At 66.7% G+C, this 15,760-nt stretch carries 16 protein-coding genes; 9 read left to right on the top strand and 7 right to left on the bottom strand.

The genetic code is table 11. The annotated features are described in order from the left end of the window. Positions 1–29: 29 nt before the first annotated feature. Both AC1RVY_RS21815 and AC1RVY_RS21810 read right to left on the bottom strand, forming a co-directional pair. On the bottom strand, positions 30–668 hold the full coding sequence (locus AC1RVY_RS21815; protein WP_492808122.1) for an MBL fold metallo-hydrolase: 639 nt from the start codon (positions 666–668) through the stop codon (positions 30–32). A 60-nt stretch (positions 669–728) separates the two neighbouring features. Further along, positions 729–1,646, bottom strand: coding sequence for a LysR family transcriptional regulator (locus tag AC1RVY_RS21810; protein ID WP_492808121.1), 918 nt, complete (start codon positions 1,644–1,646; stop codon positions 729–731). Positions 1,647–1,757: 111 nt separating this feature from the next. On the opposite strand from AC1RVY_RS21810, the gene gstA reads away from it, so the two are divergent. From gstA to AC1RVY_RS21795, 3 genes are read left to right on the top strand one after another with little or no spacing between them, the layout of a single operon-like run. After that, positions 1,758–2,366, top strand: coding sequence for a glutathione transferase GstA (gene gstA / locus AC1RVY_RS21805; RefSeq protein ID WP_492808119.1), 609 nt, complete (start codon positions 1,758–1,760; stop codon positions 2,364–2,366). 36 nt (positions 2,367–2,402) lie between these two features. Continuing rightward, positions 2,403–2,630: a tautomerase family protein gene (locus AC1RVY_RS21800; protein WP_218339123.1), complete on the top strand. Its 228-nt coding sequence runs from the start codon at positions 2,403–2,405 to the stop codon at positions 2,628–2,630. Beyond that, complete coding sequence (locus tag AC1RVY_RS21795; protein ID WP_492808118.1) at positions 2,627–3,004, top strand: nuclear transport factor 2 family protein; 378 nt, start codon at positions 2,627–2,629, stop codon at positions 3,002–3,004. The genes AC1RVY_RS21800 and AC1RVY_RS21795 overlap by 4 nt, the downstream gene beginning before the upstream one ends. Before the next feature lie 144 nt (positions 3,005–3,148). Here AC1RVY_RS21795 and AC1RVY_RS21790 read toward each other — a convergent pair whose 3' ends face one another. Both AC1RVY_RS21790 and AC1RVY_RS21785 read right to left on the bottom strand, forming a co-directional pair. After that, on the bottom strand, positions 3,149–5,056 hold the full coding sequence (locus AC1RVY_RS21790) for a GspE/PulE family protein (RefSeq protein ID WP_492808117.1): 1,908 nt from the start codon (positions 5,054–5,056) through the stop codon (positions 3,149–3,151). Between the two features lie 22 nt (positions 5,057–5,078). Then, on the bottom strand, positions 5,079–5,882 hold the full coding sequence (locus AC1RVY_RS21785) for an exodeoxyribonuclease III (protein ID WP_218296731.1): 804 nt from the start codon (positions 5,880–5,882) through the stop codon (positions 5,079–5,081). A gap of 10 nt (positions 5,883–5,892) precedes the next feature. Here AC1RVY_RS21785 and pyrE point away from each other — a divergent pair, with 10 nt between their 5' ends. Beyond that, entirely contained in the window at positions 5,893–6,591 is a 699-nt protein-coding gene (pyrE, locus tag AC1RVY_RS21780; RefSeq protein WP_492254395.1) for an orotate phosphoribosyltransferase, read from the top strand. Positions 6,592–6,596: 5 nt separating this feature from the next. Further along, a complete protein-coding gene (locus AC1RVY_RS21775; RefSeq protein WP_218339121.1) occupies positions 6,597–7,304 on the top strand; it encodes a DUF4124 domain-containing protein in 708 nt (235 codons plus the stop codon). 91 nt (positions 7,305–7,395) lie between these two features. Here AC1RVY_RS21775 and gatB read toward each other — a convergent pair whose 3' ends face one another. The 3 genes from gatB to gatC are packed head-to-tail and all read right to left on the bottom strand — an operon-like array spanning position 7,396 to position 10,661. Next, positions 7,396–8,850: an Asp-tRNA(Asn)/Glu-tRNA(Gln) amidotransferase subunit GatB gene (gene gatB, locus AC1RVY_RS21770; protein ID WP_492808116.1), complete on the bottom strand. Its 1,455-nt coding sequence runs from the start codon at positions 8,848–8,850 to the stop codon at positions 7,396–7,398. A gap of 1 nt (position 8,851) precedes the next feature. Then, a complete protein-coding gene (gatA, locus tag AC1RVY_RS21765) occupies positions 8,852–10,354 on the bottom strand; it encodes an Asp-tRNA(Asn)/Glu-tRNA(Gln) amidotransferase subunit GatA (protein WP_492808115.1) in 1,503 nt (500 codons plus the stop codon). A 7-nt stretch (positions 10,355–10,361) separates the two neighbouring features. Beyond that, positions 10,362–10,661, bottom strand: a complete 300-nt coding sequence (gene gatC / locus AC1RVY_RS21760) for an Asp-tRNA(Asn)/Glu-tRNA(Gln) amidotransferase subunit GatC (protein WP_218296668.1) — start codon at positions 10,659–10,661, stop codon at positions 10,362–10,364. A 204-nt stretch (positions 10,662–10,865) separates the two neighbouring features. On the opposite strand from gatC, the gene AC1RVY_RS21755 reads away from it, so the two are divergent. The 4 genes from AC1RVY_RS21755 to mrdA all read left to right on the top strand — a co-directional run bounded on the left by AC1RVY_RS21755 (position 10,866) and on the right by mrdA (position 15,628). After that, complete coding sequence (locus AC1RVY_RS21755) at positions 10,866–11,909, top strand: rod shape-determining protein (protein WP_008907364.1); 1,044 nt, start codon at positions 10,866–10,868, stop codon at positions 11,907–11,909. A 129-nt stretch (positions 11,910–12,038) separates the two neighbouring features. Beyond that, entirely contained in the window at positions 12,039–12,962 is a 924-nt protein-coding gene (mreC, locus tag AC1RVY_RS21750; RefSeq protein ID WP_218296669.1) for a rod shape-determining protein MreC, read from the top strand. 82 nt (positions 12,963–13,044) lie between these two features. Further along, positions 13,045–13,563: a rod shape-determining protein MreD gene (mreD, locus tag AC1RVY_RS21745; RefSeq protein ID WP_218296670.1), complete on the top strand. Its 519-nt coding sequence runs from the start codon at positions 13,045–13,047 to the stop codon at positions 13,561–13,563. Positions 13,564–13,687: 124 nt separating this feature from the next. Continuing rightward, positions 13,688–15,628 (top strand): penicillin-binding protein 2, encoded by a 1,941-nt coding sequence (mrdA, locus tag AC1RVY_RS21740; RefSeq protein WP_369641136.1) that lies wholly within the window; start codon positions 13,688–13,690, stop codon positions 15,626–15,628. Positions 15,629–15,760: the final 132 nt, after the last annotated feature.

Here is a 15,760-nt window from a genome sequence, read left to right as displayed (position 1 = left end):
GAAGTCCGCTGGCAGCGAAACGGCCCAGGTCAGGTATTGCCCACGTAGGGATTGCTCTGGCGCTCCCGCCCGAACGTGCTCTCGGGGCCGTGGCCGGGAATGAACACCGTCTGATCTCCCATCGGCCACAGGCGCTGCGTGATGCTGTCGATGAGCTGCTGGTGGTTGCCCTGCGGGAAGTCCGTGCGGCCGATGCTGCCTGCGAACAGCACGTCGCCCACAAACGCGCGGTCGATCTGCGGCGCGTGGAACACCACATGCCCCGGCGTGTGCCCCGGGCAGTGGCGCACGTTCAGCGTCTCGTTGCCGATCTGCACCTGGTCGCCATCGTGCAGCCAGCGCGTGGGCGTGAAGTGCTGCGCGGGCGGAAAACCAAACATCGCGCTCTGCTGCGGCAGGCCGTCGATCCAGAACTGGTCGCCCGGGTGCGGGCCCACGATGGGCAGCGAAAGCCGCTGGGCCAGCTCGCCCGTGCCGCCCGCGTGGTCGATGTGGGCGTGGGTGAGCCAGATCTGTTCGAGCGTGAGGTCAAGGCGCCGGATTTCTGCCAGCAGCACATCCAGGTCACCGCCAGGGTCGATCACGGCGGCTTTGTGGGTGGCGTCGCACCAGACGAGGGAGCAGTTTTGCTGGAACGCAGTAACAGGGACGGTGAGGTAGCGGAGCATGGTGGGTGAGGATTGGTTTTGTGTATTTTGCGGGTCTGGCGCATGGCGGACGGGACGGGGTCAAGCCCGCGCCAGCCGATCAACAAGGAAATCCACCAGCACGCGCACGCGCAGCGGCATGTGCCGGTTGGCGGGGTACAGCAGTGAAAACGGGCGGGAGGCGCCCGCGTGCGCGGGCAGTAGCTCTTGGAGCGCGCCGCTGCGCAGGTCGGCCTCCACAATGAAGCGGTAGGTCTGCAGCAGCCCTGCGCCTGCACGCGCCAGGGTCACGGGGCCCAGGATGTCGTCGGCACAGCGCAGGTGGCCTTGGGTGGGCACCTCCACATCGCGCCCGGCGGCGTCGCGCAGTATCCATGGCACCGCCTGGCCGCTGCTGGGCAGCACGAACTGGATGCACTCGTGCGCCGCCAGGTCGGCCGTTTCGTGCGGCGTGCCGCGACGCGCCAGATACGCCGGGGCGGCGACCACCACCAGGGCGGCGTCCTCCAGCTTGCGCGCCACCAGCCCCGACTCGATGGGCGCGCGACCGCGCACGGCCAAGTCAAAGCCTTCCTCGGTGAAGTCCACGTTGCGGTTGCTCAACTGCAGCTCCAGCTCCACGTCGGGGTAGGCCTGCGCAAATGCGGGCAGCAGCGGCAGGATGCGGCAGTGCCCGTAGGACGTGGGCAGGCTGAAGCGGACCAGGCCCGCCGGGCTTTGCTGCTGGCCTGACAGTTCGCGCTCCGCCTCGGCCAGCTGCCCCAGCGCCTGGCGGCATTGCTCGTAGTAGCGCTTGCCAGCGTCGGTCAGCCGCACCTGGCGTGTCGTGCGCTGGAACAGGCGCACGCCCAGGCGCGCCTCCATGCGTGCCACGGATCGGCTCACCGCCGCCGCCGTCAGCCCGGCCGCCTGGGCGGCGGCCGTGAAGCTTTGCCACTGCGCGGTCAGGCAGAACAGCTCGATGCTGCCCAGCTTCAGGTCGTCAAATTGGCGCGCCATGTCTTGTTTATTACTTCATGTAATCAGTGAAATTCCAAGAACCTAGTTTATTGCTGTTTGGATCGCCAATACCATCGCTTCACCTTTCCACCACACCCCCAGGGCCTCTCCATGAAGCTGTACTTTTCCCCCGCCGCCTGCTCCTTGTCGCCCCACATCCTGCTGCTGGAATGTGGCCTGCCGTTTGTGCTGGAGAAGGTCGATACCGCGCGCCACCAGACGGCCGATGGGCAGGATTTCTATGCGATCAACCCCAAAGGCCAGGTGCCCGTGCTGGAGCTGGACGACGGCTCCCGCCTCACCGAAGGCCCGGTCATTGCGCAATACATCGCTGACCAGGCCCGGGCCACGCAACTGATGCCGGCCGCCGGCACGTGGGCGCGCTACCGGGTCATGGAGTGGCAGAACTACGTCAGCACCGAGCTGCACAAGTCCTTCACGCCCCTGTTCCAGGCCGGGCTGGACGACAACGCCAAGGCCGCGCTGGCCGCCCTGCTGCGCAAGAAGATGGAGTGGCTGGACGCGCAGCTGCAGCACGGCCCCTACCTGACGGGCGAGCACTTCACGGCGGCCGACGCCTATCTTTTTGTGGTGCTGGGCTGGGCCAAGTTCGTGAAGCTGGACATCAGCGATCTGGCCAGCCTGCAGGCGTTCATGCGCCGCGTGGCCGCGCGCCCCGCCGTGCAGGCCGCGATGCGGGCCGAAGGGTTGCTGGGATGAGACGCCGTTCATTCATCCATCCACAAGGAACACGCCATGCCTTACATCAACATCAAAGTGACGCGCGAAGGGGTCAGCAGTGCGCAAAAGGCCGCACTGATCCAGGGTGCGACCGATTTGCTGGTGCGCGTTCTGAACAAGGAGCCCGCCACCACCTTTGTCGTGATCGACGAGGTCGAGACCGACAACTGGGGTGTGGCCGGTGAGACGGTGACCGTGCGGCGCCAGCGTGCCCGGGTGGCCGCCGCAGGGAATGCGCCATGAGTGACCCGCGCTTCGACGCAGTCGCCGCCGTGCTGCAGGACTATTTCGACGGCCTGTGCCACAGCGACACGCAGCGCCTGCGCCGCGTGTTCCACCCGCAGGCGGTCTATGCCTGCGCCACGGCCGAGCCTGCGGTGATCCTGCGCATGGAGGCGTATTTCCCCATCGTGGACCAGCGCCCCTCGCCTGCCAGCCGGGGCGAGACGGTGCAGGAGCGCATCCTGTCGATTGAATTTGCCGGGCCGGTGACGGCCCTGGCCAAGGTCGAATGCGCCATCCTGCCCAAGCACTTCACCGACCTGCTGACCCTGATCCATGTGGACGGGCGCTGGCAGATCATTGCCAAGGTGTTTCACCACGAGCTGGATCGCTGAGGCGGCGGTGCGCGCAAGCCGGTGGGCGAGTTCCTCCTTTCGGAAGGACTCATTTATTGATAGCTGCTGGCGCTTTCCAGATAAGCGCTAGAGCCCATTTTTGCTAAAAAACCGGCGGCAGGCACCACCGGCGGTGTGCCCGCCTCACAGGTTGGTCGCCGCGACCACTTCCGACATGTCGGTCAACCCCTGCAGCACCTTCTCGATGCCGTCCTGGCGCAGCGTCAGCATGCCCGCGGCCAGTGCCGAATGGCGGATGTCCGACGCGGGGGCGCGGTGGCGGATGTGCTGGCGAATGGTCTCGTCGCTCAGCATCAGCTCATGGATGCCCAGGCGGCCGTGGTAGCCATGGCCTTCGCATTGCGTGCAGCCCACATGGCGCCACAGGCGCAGCTCGCCCTGTGCGCCACCGTGCTGCTGGCGCCAGCGCGCCACCTGTGCCGCGCGGGCCTCGGGGGTGTTGTGGGTGCCGCTGTCCAGGTACTGCGACGCCAGGCCCAGCAGCGTGTCGTGGTCGGCCACACGCGGCGCGCGGCAGGCTGTGCACAGGCGGCGCACCAGGCGCTGGGCCAGGATGGCGAGCAGCGAATCGGAGAAGTTGAACGGGTCCAGGCCCATCTCCAGCAGCCGCGCAATGCTCTCGGGCGCCGAGTTGGTGTGCAGGGTGGACAGCACCAGATGCCCCGTCAGCGAAGCCTCGATGGCGATGCGCGCGGTTTCCTCGTCGCGCATCTCGCCGATCATGATCACGTCCGGGTCGGCGCGCAGAAAGGTGCGCATGGCGGCGGCAAAGGTCCAGCCGATGCGCGGGTTCACCTGCACCTGGCGCAGCCCTTCCTGGGTGATCTCGATGGGGTCTTCGGCCGTCCAGATCTTGCGGCCTGCCGTGTTGATGTCGCGCACTACTGAGTGCAGCGTGGTCGTCTTGCCGCAGCCCGTGGGGCCGCACACCAGCACCAGGCCATAGCTTTTCTGCACCACCGCCCGCAGGGCCTGCAGGTTGGGCGGGCTCAGGCCGATGTTCTCCAGTGGCAGCGGCTTGGCACCGGCCAGCAGGCGCAGCACCACGTCCTCCAGCCCGCGCGAGGTGGGCACGGTGACCACGCGCAGCTCCACCGGCGGGCCGCCGAAGCGGGCGAAGTCGATCTTGCCGTCCTGGGGCTTGCGGTGCTCCGAGATGTCCATGCCCGCCATGATCTTGATGCGCGCCACCATGGCGAAGCGGTAGCGCGCTGGCAGCTCCAGGTAGGGCGTGAGGTCGCCGTCGATGCGCAGGCGGATGCGCACGTTCTGCGGAGCGGGCTCGGTCTCGATGTGGATGTCGGACGCGCGGTGGTGGATGGCTTCGTCGATCACCGAGTTGATGAGCCGCACCAGGGTGTTGTCCGACTCGCTGATCACGTCGGCCTGCTCGGAGTCCGCGTCCGGGACGGTGCTGCCCAGGTTGGCGGCCAGCTCGCGCGAGGTGGCGCGGGCGGCGGTGGTGGCGTCAGCGGCGCCGCCAGGCTGGGTGCGGTAGGCGCGGTGGATGGCGGGCATCAGCGTGCCTGGCGCGGCCTGCAGCGGAATGAGCCGGCGCTGCGTGAGAAACCGCAGTTCGTCCAGCAGCACGCGATCGAGCGGGTCGGCCATCAGCAGTACCAGCGCATCCTCGCGGGCGATCAGCGGCAGCACGGATTCACGTTCGGCCATCGCCCGGGGCACCAGGGCCAGGGCCGCCGCCTCGGGCGTGATGTCGCCGGGGTGCACGGTGTACTCGCCCAGCCACGCGGCAATGACCTGGCGCAACTGCTCCTGGGTCAGGACGCCATCCTCCACCAGAATCTGTCCGATCAGCCGGTGCTGCCCGCCGCTGCGCTCCTGCTGCTGGGTCTGCAAGCCGTCTTGCAGGGCCGAGGGTGACACCATGCCGGCATGGATCAGCGCCTCGCCCAGGTGCCGCGCTTTGCCGACGGTGGGGTGGGGAGTGGAGAGCTGCTTCCACAAGGATTCCGCGTTGACGGGGCGAAAACCATGGGGCGGGGGGGCGGTGGAGGCAGCGGTGTCGGGCATCAATGGTCAGGGGCGGGCATCGTCAAAGGCTGAAGTCATAGTCCACCGTGATGGGCGCGTGGTCCGAGAATTTCTCACCTTTGTAGATGGATTCAGCACGTGCCAGCGCCGCGATCGCGGGGGTGGCCAGGTGGTAATCCAGCCGCCAGCCCACGTTGTTGGCATACGCCTGCCCCCGGTTGCTCCACCACGTGTAGGCGGTGTCGGTGGCGGTAGGTTGTAACTGGCGGTAAACGTCTATGATGCCGCCGCCTTCATCAGTTGTGTGCAACAACTTTGTCATCCAGGCCCGCTCTTCGGGCAAAAAACCACTGTTTTTCTGGTTGCTGCGCCAGTTTTTGAGGTCGATTTGCTGGTGCGCAATGTTGATGTCGCCGCACAGGATGAAGTCGCGTTCGCCCTTGACTTTCATCAGATGGGGATGGAACTCGGCGAGGAAGCGGAACTTGGCCAGCTGGCGTTCCTCGCCGGACGAGCCGCTGGGAAAATAGGCGCTGATGATGGACAGCTTGCGGGCCGGCGTGTCAAAGCGCAGTTCCACGTAGCGGCCTTCTGTATCGAACTCTGGCGACCCATAGCCAATGACTACATCAGAGGGTTCATGCCGGGTATAGATGCCCACGCCGGAATAGCCCTTTTTCTGGGCAAAGTGGAAGTGACCCTGCAGGCCGGCCAGGCGCTCGAAGCGGTTGGCCATGTCGGCCGCCTGGGCCTTCACTTCCTGCACGCAAATACAATCCGGCCGCGTGGCTGCCATCCAGCTTTCCACGCCTTTGCTGGTGGCCGAGCGGATGCCATTGAGATTGAGGCTGGTTAACTTGAACAAGGATTTCCCCATGGTGGATGTTGGCGCGCAAACCTCAGAGCAGGGCCAGCTCGCGCAGGATTTTGTACGGTTTGCCGTCGAATCAGGCGTGCTGCGGTTCGGTGAATTCAAGACCAAGGCGGGCCGCCTGAGTCCCTATTTCTTCAATGCGGGCCTGTTCGACGATGGCCGCAAGATGGGACGGCTGGCGGAATTCTATGCAAAAGCCCTGCTGGCCAGCGGCATTGAATTCGACATGGTTTTTGGCCCGGCCTACAAGGGCATTCCCCTGGCGGCCACGGTCGCGGTGGAGCTGGCCCGGCTGGGGCGCAACGTGCCTTTTGCCTACAACCGCAAGGAGGCCAAGGACCACGGCGAGGGCGGCACGCTCGTGGGCGCCCCGCTCAAGGGGCGGGTGCTGATCGTGGACGACGTCATGTCGGCCGGCACCGCCGCCCGCGAATCGATCGCCATCATCCGCGCCGCGGGCGCCACGCCCCACGCGGTGGCCATAGCGCTGGACCGGCAGGAAAAAGCCACGGAGAATGGCCAGGATGTGGACCACAGCGCGGTGCAGTACGTTCGCGGGCAACTGGGCATGCAGGTGTGCGCCATTGCCCGACTGGCAGACTTATTGCTGTACCTCTCGCACAACGGGGAAGAGGGGATGCGCTCCCATCATGAGAAAGTGCTGGCCTACCGCCAGCGGTATGGCGTCAACGAAGGGTAGATGATTTGAGCAAGTCGGCGTGGATCATGGGCGGTGTTCTGCTGGTCACCCTGGGCGCCGAGCTGGCCTTGGCACAGCCCCAGGGTGCGCCCGGCAGCATCTATACCTGTGTGGACCGCAGTGGGCGCCGGCTGACGGCCGACCGGCCCATTCCCGAATGCCTGGACCGGGAGCAGCGCGAGCTGAGCCCCTCGGGCATCACGCGCCGGCAGATCGGGCCGTCGCTCACCGAGCTGGAGCGTGCGGCCCAGGACGCCCAGAACCGCAAGGATGCCGAGGAGCGGGCCCGCGTGGTGGAGGAGCGCCGGCGCGAACGCGTGCTGGTGACGCGCTACCCCGACAAGGCGGCCCACGATGTGGAGCGCGCGGCCGCGATCCAGCTGGTGGACGATGTGACCGCCACCGCCGAAAAGCGCATTGCCGAGCTGAAAGCGGAGCGCAAGAAGCTGGATGTGGAAATGGAGTTCTACAAGAAGGACCCCAACAAGGCACCCATGACGCTGCGCCGCAAGATCGGTGAAGTCGATGACAGCGTTGCCGAGCAGCAGCGGTTCATTGCCGGCCAGGACCAGGAAAAGCGGCGCGTGCACGCGCGGTTCGATGCGGAACTGGCCCATCTGCGCAAGCTGTGGGACGCGCAGCGTGTGCCTCCCGCCATGGGCTCGGCCAGTGCCGTTCCCCCCGTTGGCGCACCGGCAGCGCGCGTGCCCTAGGGCCGGGCTGGGGAAGTAAAAACAAAAGGGGCCCTGCGGCCCCTTTGTTTTTTTACTGTGCCTTTGCCCCGCAGGGCAGGCTGGTCAGGCGTCAGCTGCCCAGCTTTGCGCGCAGCAGATCATTGACCTGCTGCGGGTTGGCCTTGCCCTTGCTGGCTTTCATGATCTGGCCGACCAGCGCATTGAACGCCTTGTCCTTGCCCGCGCGGAACTGGGCCACGTTGTCGGGGTTGGCGGCGATGACTTCGTCGATGATTTTCTCCAGCGCGCCGGAGTCGTTCATCTGCTTGAGGCCCTTGGATTCGATGGTGGCGTTCACGTCCGTCGATTCGCCCGTCCACAGCGCGTCAAATACCTGCCTGGCGGCGTTGTTGGAGACCGTGCCGTCGGCGATGCGTGCAATCAAGGCCGCCAGCTGCGATGCACCCACGGGCGCCTGCTCGATGCCTGATTCGCTGGTGTTCAGGCGGCGCGATACCTCGCCCATGATCCAGTTGCTGGCCAGCTTGGGCTGGCCGCAGGCCTTGGCCACGGCCTCGAAGTACGCCGCCATCGCCTTGCTCTGCGTGAGCGTCGTGGCGTCGTACTCGGGCAGGCCGTAGTCGGCCACGAAGCGCGCGGCCATGGTGCGGGGCAATTCGGCCATCAGCGCCCGCTGTTCCTGCACCCATTGCTCCGAAATATGCAGCGGCGGCAGGTCCGGGTCGGGGAAGTAGCGGTAGTCCGCCGCGTCCTCCTTGGTCCGCATCGCACGCGTTTCGCCCGTGTCCGGGTCGAACAGCACGGTGGCCTGCTGGATGGCGTGGCCGTCCTCGATCTGGTCGATCTGCCAGCGGATCTCGTAGTCGATCGCCTGCTGCATGAACTTGAACGAGTTCAGGTTCTTGATCTCGCGGCGCGTGCCCAGCGGCCCGCCGGGCTTGCGCACGGACACGTTGGCGTCGCAGCGGAAGCTGCCCTCCTGCATGTTGCCGTCGCAGATGCCGATCCAGGTCACGATCTTGTGCAGCTCCTTGGCATAGGCCACGGCTTCGTCGGACGAGCGCATGTCGGGCTCGGTCACGATCTCCAGCAGGGGCGTTCCGGCGCGGTTCAGGTCGATGCCCGATTGGCCGATGAAGTCCTCGTGCAGCGATTTGCCCGCGTCTTCTTCGAGATGGGCGCGCACCAGGCGCACGGTCTTCTTCTCGTCGCCCAGGAAGAACTCCACCTCGCCGCCTTGCACCACCGGGATCTCGAACTGGCTGATCTGGTAGCCCTTGGGCAGGTCGGGATAGAAATAATTCTTACGCGCAAAAATGCTCACGGGCGCAATGTGGGAGCCCAGGGCAAGTCCTAATTTGATAGCGCAGGCCACGGCTTCGCGGTTCATCACGGGCAGCGTGCCGGGCAGGGCCAGGTCCACTGCACAAGCCTGCGTGTTGGGCTCGGCGCCGAAGGCGGTAGGCGCGCGGCTGAAGATCTTGCTCTGCGTGGCAAGCTGGGTGTGGGTTTCGAAGCCGATGACGACTTCATAACCGTGGATCAATTTGCTGGTCGTCGTCATGTCACAGACCTCCGGGTTGGCGGAGGTGGAAATCGGTGGCTTGCTGCAGGCGGTGCGCAGCGTTCAGAAGGCGGGCTTCCTGGAAGTAGTTGCCGATGAGCTGCAGGCCCACCGGCATGCCGCCTTCGCCAAAGCCGGCGGGCACGCTCATGCCCGGCAGGCCGGCCAGCGAGCCGGGCAGGGTGAAGATGTCGGCCAGGTAGTCGGCCAGCGGGTCGTTGCCATGTTCGCCCAGCTTCCAGGCCACGGTGGGGGCCACGGGGCCGGCGATCACATCGCATTCCTTGAACGCGTTCTGGAAGTCGTCGGCGATCATGCGGCGGATCTTCTGCGCCTGCAGGTAGTAGGCGTCGTAGTAGCCGTGACTCAGCACGTAGGCGCCGATCATGATGCGGCGCTTGACCTCGTCGCCAAAACCTTCGGCGCGGGTCTTCTTGTACATGTCCACCAGGTCGGTGTAGTCCTTGGCGCGGTGGCCGAACTTCACGCCGTCAAAGCGGCTGAGGTTGGACGACGCCTCGGCGGGCGCGATGATGTAGTACACCGGGATGGACAGTTCGGTGCGCGGCAGGCTGATGGGCACGAGCCTGGCGCCGAGCTTTTCGTATTCCTTCAGGGCGCCGTCGACCGCGGCGCGCACGTCGGGCGCGAGGCCCTCGCCAAAGAACTCGGCGGGAATGCCGATGCGCAGGCCGTCGATGCTGCCGTTCAGGTGGGCGCTGAAGTTTTCGGCTGGCACGTCGAGGCTGGTCGAATCGCGGTCCGGGTCGGGGCCGCACATGGCGGACAGCAGCAGCGCGCAGTCCTCGGCGCTGCGGGCCATGGGGCCGGCCTGGTCCAGGCTGGAGGCGAACGCGATCATGCCGTAGCGGCTGGCGCGGCCATAGGTGGGCTTGATGCCGGTGATGCCACAGAACGATGCGGGCTGGCGGATGGAGCCGCCTGTGTCGGTGCCGGTGACGGCAGGGGCCAGGCGCGCGGCCACGGCCACGGCGCTGCCGCCCGACGAGCCGCCGGGGATGCGGTGGGTGTCCCAGGGGTTGCGCACGGGCGCGGGGGCCTCGAAGCCCACGGGCGCCACGGCCGAGTTTTCATTGGACGAACCCATCGCGAACTCGTCGCAGTTGAGCTTGCCCAGGGTGACGGCGCCCGCGTCGGCCAGGCGGGTGACCACGGTGGCGTCGAACGGAGACTGGTAGCCCGCCAGCATCCTGGAGCCTGCGGTGCTGGGGAAGTCGCGCGTGACGAAGATGTCCTTGTGGGCGATCGGCACGCCTTCCAGCGCGCCCGCCGTGCCGGCGGCAAGGCGGGCGTCAGCGGCCTGCGCCTGCGCCAGGGTGGCGTCTTCGTTCAGGGCCACGTAGGCGCCCAGGTTCTGGTGCGCTTTGGCGCGGGCCAGGAAATGCCGGGCGGCTTCGACGGCAGAAAATTGCTTGTTGCGCAGGCCGGCGGCCAGCTCGGAAACGCCCAGGTCGTGCAGGGCTTTGGTCGTTGTCGTGCTCATGCGCGCCTCACTCGATCACTTTGGGGACGAGGAACAGGCCACGCTCCACGGCGGGGGCGCTCTTCTGGTTGGCTTCGCGCTGGTTGGGCTCGCTGGCCACGTCCTCGCGCAGCCGCAGGGCCACGTCCTGGACGGCCGCGACGGGGTGCGCCAGGGGCGTGATGCCCGAGGTATCCACAGCCCGCATCTGTTCCACGATGTCAAAGAAGCCATTGAGCTGGGTCAGCATGCGCTCACTTTCAGAGGGGGTCAGCTCAAGCCGTGCCAAATTGGCGATGCGGCCGATGTCCTGGGGGGTCAGTGCCATAGGGAGGAGAATTGAGGGAAACCAGAAGTAAAGCTGTGATCCGGGCCGCGCCGGAGGGAGTTATTCACAGGGGATGGGGTATTATCCCGGCTTTGCCGCAATACCCTCCTACCTGCCGGTCATTGTGCGAAAAAAGCGATATTTGACCCCGTAAACCCGGCGATGGCAGGCCGACGTGCATGCCGTGCCTGAGAGGATTTTTGAATGTTCGGAGCTTTCCGTCGGTATTTCTCCACCGACCTTGCCATTGACCTTGGCACAGCCAACACCCTCATCTTCGCCCGCGACAAAGGCATTGTGCTCGACGAGCCCTCTGTCGTCGCCATCCGCCACGAAGGCGGGCCCCATGGCAAGAAAGTCATCCAGGCCGTAGGCCACGAGGCCAAGGCCATGCTGGGCAAGGTGCCCGGCAACATCGAAGCCATCCGCCCCATGAAGGACGGCGTGATCGCCGACTTCGTGATCACCGAGCAGATGATCAAGCAGTTCATCAAGATGGTGCACCCGCGCACGCTGTTCACCCCCAGCCCGCGCATCATCATCTGCGTGCCCTGCGGCTCCACCCAGGTCGAGCGGCGCGCCATCAAGGACGCGGCCGAAGCGGCCGGCGCCACGGCGGTGTACCTGATCGAGGAACCCATGGCCGCCGGCATCGGCGCGGGCCTGCCCGTCTCCGAAGCCTCGGGCTCCATGGTCGTGGACATCGGCGGCGGCACCACCGAGGTCGGGGTGATCTCGCTGGGCGGCATGGTCTACAAGGGCAGTGTGCGCGTGGGCGGCGACAAGTTCGACGAAGCCATCATCAGCTACATCCGCCGCAACTACGGCATGCTGATCGGCGAGCCCACCGCGGAAGCCATCAAGAAGAACATCGGCTCGGCCTTCCCCGGCTCCGAAGTGCGCGAGATGGAAGTCAAGGGCCGCAACCTGTCCGAAGGCGTGCCACGCAGCTTCACCATCTCCAGCAATGAAGTGCTCGAAGCCCTGACCGACCCGCTCAACCAGATCGTCTCCGCCGTGAAGAACGCGCTGGAACAAACCCCCCCTGAGCTGGGCGCCGACATCGCCGACCGCGGCATGATGCTGACGGGTGGCGGCGCGCTGCTGCGCGACCTGGACCGCCTGCTGGCCGAGGAAACCGGCCTGCCCGTGCTGGTGGCCGAAGATCCGCTGACCTGCGTGGTGCGCGGCTGCGGCATCGCGCTGGAGCGCATGGACCGCCTGGGCAGCATTTTCACGAGCGAGTAAGCCCCCGGGCCTGTATGCTGCAGGCACTTTTTTTGCGCTCTGAACTGCATGATTGCACCCGCTCCAATGCTTTTTGAGCATGCGTCCGTGGCCCCGGCTCCACGCGACAGATCCTGACCGCTGCGCACGATGCCACTGGGTACCCTCGAGCGCAGCGCTCCGCCTTTCTTCAAACAGGGCCCTTCGGCCCTTTCGCGCCTGGCCGTCTATAGCGCGCTGGCGCTGTTCCTCATGGTGGCCGATGCACGTTTCCAGCTCACGGGGCCGTTCCGCCAGGCGGTTGCCACCGTGCTTTACCCGGTGCAGTGGCTGATGCTCAAGCCGGTGGAGTTCGCAAGCCATGGTTCCGGGTACTTCCAGTCGCTGCAGACCGCGCAGCAGGAACTGGACGCCGCGCGCAAGAAAATGACCGTGATGGGCCAGCGCGCCAACCAGGCGGAACAGCTGGCCCTGGAGAACGAGCGGCTGCGGCAGCTGCTCGCGCTGCGCGGCCGCCTGGAGACGCCCGCGCAGGCCGCCGAGGTGATCTATGACACCGCCGACCCCTACACGCGCCGCGTGGTCATCGACCGGGGGCAGATGGGCGGCGTGGAGATGGGCGCGCCCGTGATGGATGAGGCAGGCGTGCTCGGCCAGGTGACGCGTGTCTTTCCGCTCGTGAGCGAGGTCACGCTGCTGGTGGACCGCGACCAGGCCATTCCGGTCCTCAACATTCGCACGGGTGCGCGGGGTGTCGCCTATGGGGATCCGGTGGCCGGGCATGGCGGCGGCATGGAACTGCGCTTCATGCCCGCCAACGCCGATGTGCGGGAGGACGATCTGCTGACCACCAGCGGCGTGGATGGCCTGTACCCGTCGGGGCTCCCCGTGGCGCGGGTGGTGCGCGTGGAGCGCAGGGCCGATTCCGCCTTCGCGCGCATCTACTGCGTGCCCCTGGCACAGGTGCAGGGCGCCCGCCATGTGGTGGTGCTCAAGCCGCTGGCCGACAACGAGCTGCCGCGGCCGGAGCCCGCGCACCCGGCGCCGGCGAAACGCGGGGGGCGCAAGGGATGAGGGCATCGCCTGTGCCTGCCATGGCCCTTGTGGGGCCGCGCGTCCTGCGCGATGGCCCGTGGCTGCCGCGGGGAGGTGCGCGATGATCATGCCGCGCGGCGAGCCGCTGCTGCTTCCGGTCAATCCGGTCTTCATCGTCGCCAGCCTCGCTGCGGGGCTGGCCATCAACATGCTGCCGCTGGGCCGCATTGTCTGGACGCCGGATGTCCTGATGGTGCTGCTGGTCTTCTGGGGCGTGCACCAGCCCCTGCGCATCGGCATGGGCGTTGCTTTCGTGCTGGGCCTGTGCATGGATGTGAGCCAGTCGGCGCTGCTGGGCCAGCACGCGCTGTCCTACACCGTGCTGTCGTTTGGCGCCATCGCCATCCACCGCCGCCTGCTGTGGTTCAGCGTGCCGTCGCAGGCCCTGCAGGTGCTTCCCCTGTTCGCGCTGGCCCATGCCATCGAGCTCTTGCTGCGGATGGCGTCCGGGGGCATATTCCCGGGCCTGTGGAGCTTTCTGGCGCCGGTGCTCGAAGCCCTGCTCTGGCCGCTGGCCAGCTGGGTGCTGCTGGCGCCGCAGCGCCGGCCTCCCGACCGCGACCAGAACCGGCCTCTGTAGCCATGAAGCAACCTCCTGAGCGCCCGCGCCGCATCCCCCTTGTCCCGCAGCGCTGCGGGCCGGGGGACGGGCGCGCGCCGGTTTCAGCGCACGCCTTCGGGGCGTGGCGCGATGGAGCTGCCGCATGACCGAGGTGCGCAGCAGCGAGGCCGATGCCTCGCGCTTTCGCGTGCGGGCGCTGATCGTCGGCGCCCTGGTGTTCTGTGCGTTCTGCCTCATCGCGGCCCGGCTGGTGTTCCTGCAGGTGGTCCGGCACGAAGACCTGGCGGCGCAGGCCGAGAGCAACCGCACGGCGGTGGTGCCCATCGTGCCCAACCGGGGGCTCATCCTGGACCGCAACGGCGTGGTGCTGGCCACCAACTATTCGGCCTATACGCTGGAGATCACGCCCTCGCGGGCGGGAACGCTCGACGACACCATCGACGAGCTGTCCAAGGTGGTGGAGATCCAGAGCCGCGACCGCCGCCGCTTCAAGCGGCTCATGGAAGAGTCGCGCAACTTCGAATCGCTGCCCATCCGCACGCGCCTGACCGACCAGGAAGTGGCCCGCTTCACGGCCCAGCGCTACCGCTTCCCGGGGGTGGACATCAAGGCGCGCCTGTTCCGCAACTACCCGCTGGGTGACGTGGCCAGCCACGCCATCGGCTACATCGGCCGCATCAACCAGAGCGAGAAGGCGCGCATCCAGGATTCCGAGGACGAGGCCAACTACCGGGGCACGGAATACATCGGCAAGCTGGGGATCGAGCAGAGCTTCGAGTCCGCGCTGCACGGCGCCACCGGGGTCGAGCAGATGGAGACCTCGGCGGGCGGGCGGGCGGTGCGCAAGCTCTCCAGCCACGCGGCAACGCCCGGCGACAGCGTGATGCTGTCCATCGACATCAAGCTGCAGAAACTCATCGAGGAGCTGTACGGCACCCGCCGTGGCGCGTTGGTGGCCATCGACCCGCGCAACGGCGAGATCCTGGCCCTGGTCAGCAAGCCCACGTTCGACCCCAATCTTTTCGTCGAAGGCATCGATGTCGAGAACTGGACGGCGCTCAACGAATCCATCGACAAGCCGCTGCTGAACCGGGCCCTGCGGGGTACGTACCCGCCAGGCTCCACCTACAAGCCCTTCATGGCGCTGGCCGCGCTGCAGCTGGGCAAGCGCTCGCCCAGCCTGGTGGTGAACGATCCGGGGTACTACACCTTCGGCGGCCACACCTTCCGCAGCCACGAGGGCGGGCTGGGCGGTGTGGACATGCACCGCGCCATCCAGCAGTCGAGCAACACCTACTTCTACTCGCTGGCGGTGGACATGGGCGTCGATGCCATCCATGACTTCATGAAGCCGCTGGGCTTTGGGCAGTCCACCGGCATCGACCTCAATGGCGAAGTGCGGGGCACGCTGCCCAGCACGGAGTGGAAACGCAATGCCTACAAGCGCCCGGACATGAAGCGCTGGTTTCCCGGCGAGACCGTGTCCCTGGGCATCGGCCAGGGCTACAACAACTTCACCATGCTGCAGCTCGCGCTGGCGCAGGGCACGCTGGCCAACGGCGGCATCCGCTACCGGCCGCACATGGCCAAGGCCGTGAAGAACGCGGTCACGGGCGTCGTCACCGAGATCGTGCAGCCGCCCGGCGAAGACCTGGGGTATCTGCCCCGGAACGTGGACATCGTGCGCAATGCCATGGTCGCCGTGAACAAGGGCGGCACCGGCACGCGCGTGTTTGCCGGGGCGCCGTACACCTCCGGCGGCAAGACCGGCACGGCGCAGGCGGTGACCATGGGCCAGAACGTGAAGTACAACGCGAAGGCGCTGGAAGAGCACCAGCGCGACCACTCGCTGTATGCGGCGTTCGCCCCGGCAGAGCAGCCCACGATAGCGCTGGCGCTGATTGTCGAGAACGCCGGGTTTGGCGCGGCCCATGCGGCGCCCATCGCGCGCCGCGTATTCGACTACTGGCTGATGGGGGACTACCCGAGCGAGGAAGACATCGCGGCGGTGCAAAAGGGCCAGGCCGGCGCTCCCATTGGCAAGCCGCGCAAGGCGGCGGATGTGCCCGTGGCGGCGCCTTGATATAAAAACAATAGCTGTTAGCGCAATACAGATAAGCGCTGGAGCCCAATCCGGCATCGAATCGCGGTGCCGGCCATTCTCGAAATGAACCCGGTGCCTGCGCCTGGGCGCTGCCCCATGCCGGGCCGTGCC

The sequence above is a fragment of the Acidovorax sp. GW821-FHT11A03 genome (assembly GCF_058809075.1).
Note: the sequence above shows the minus strand (reverse complement) of the source record. Positions and strands in the feature narration are given on the sequence as shown.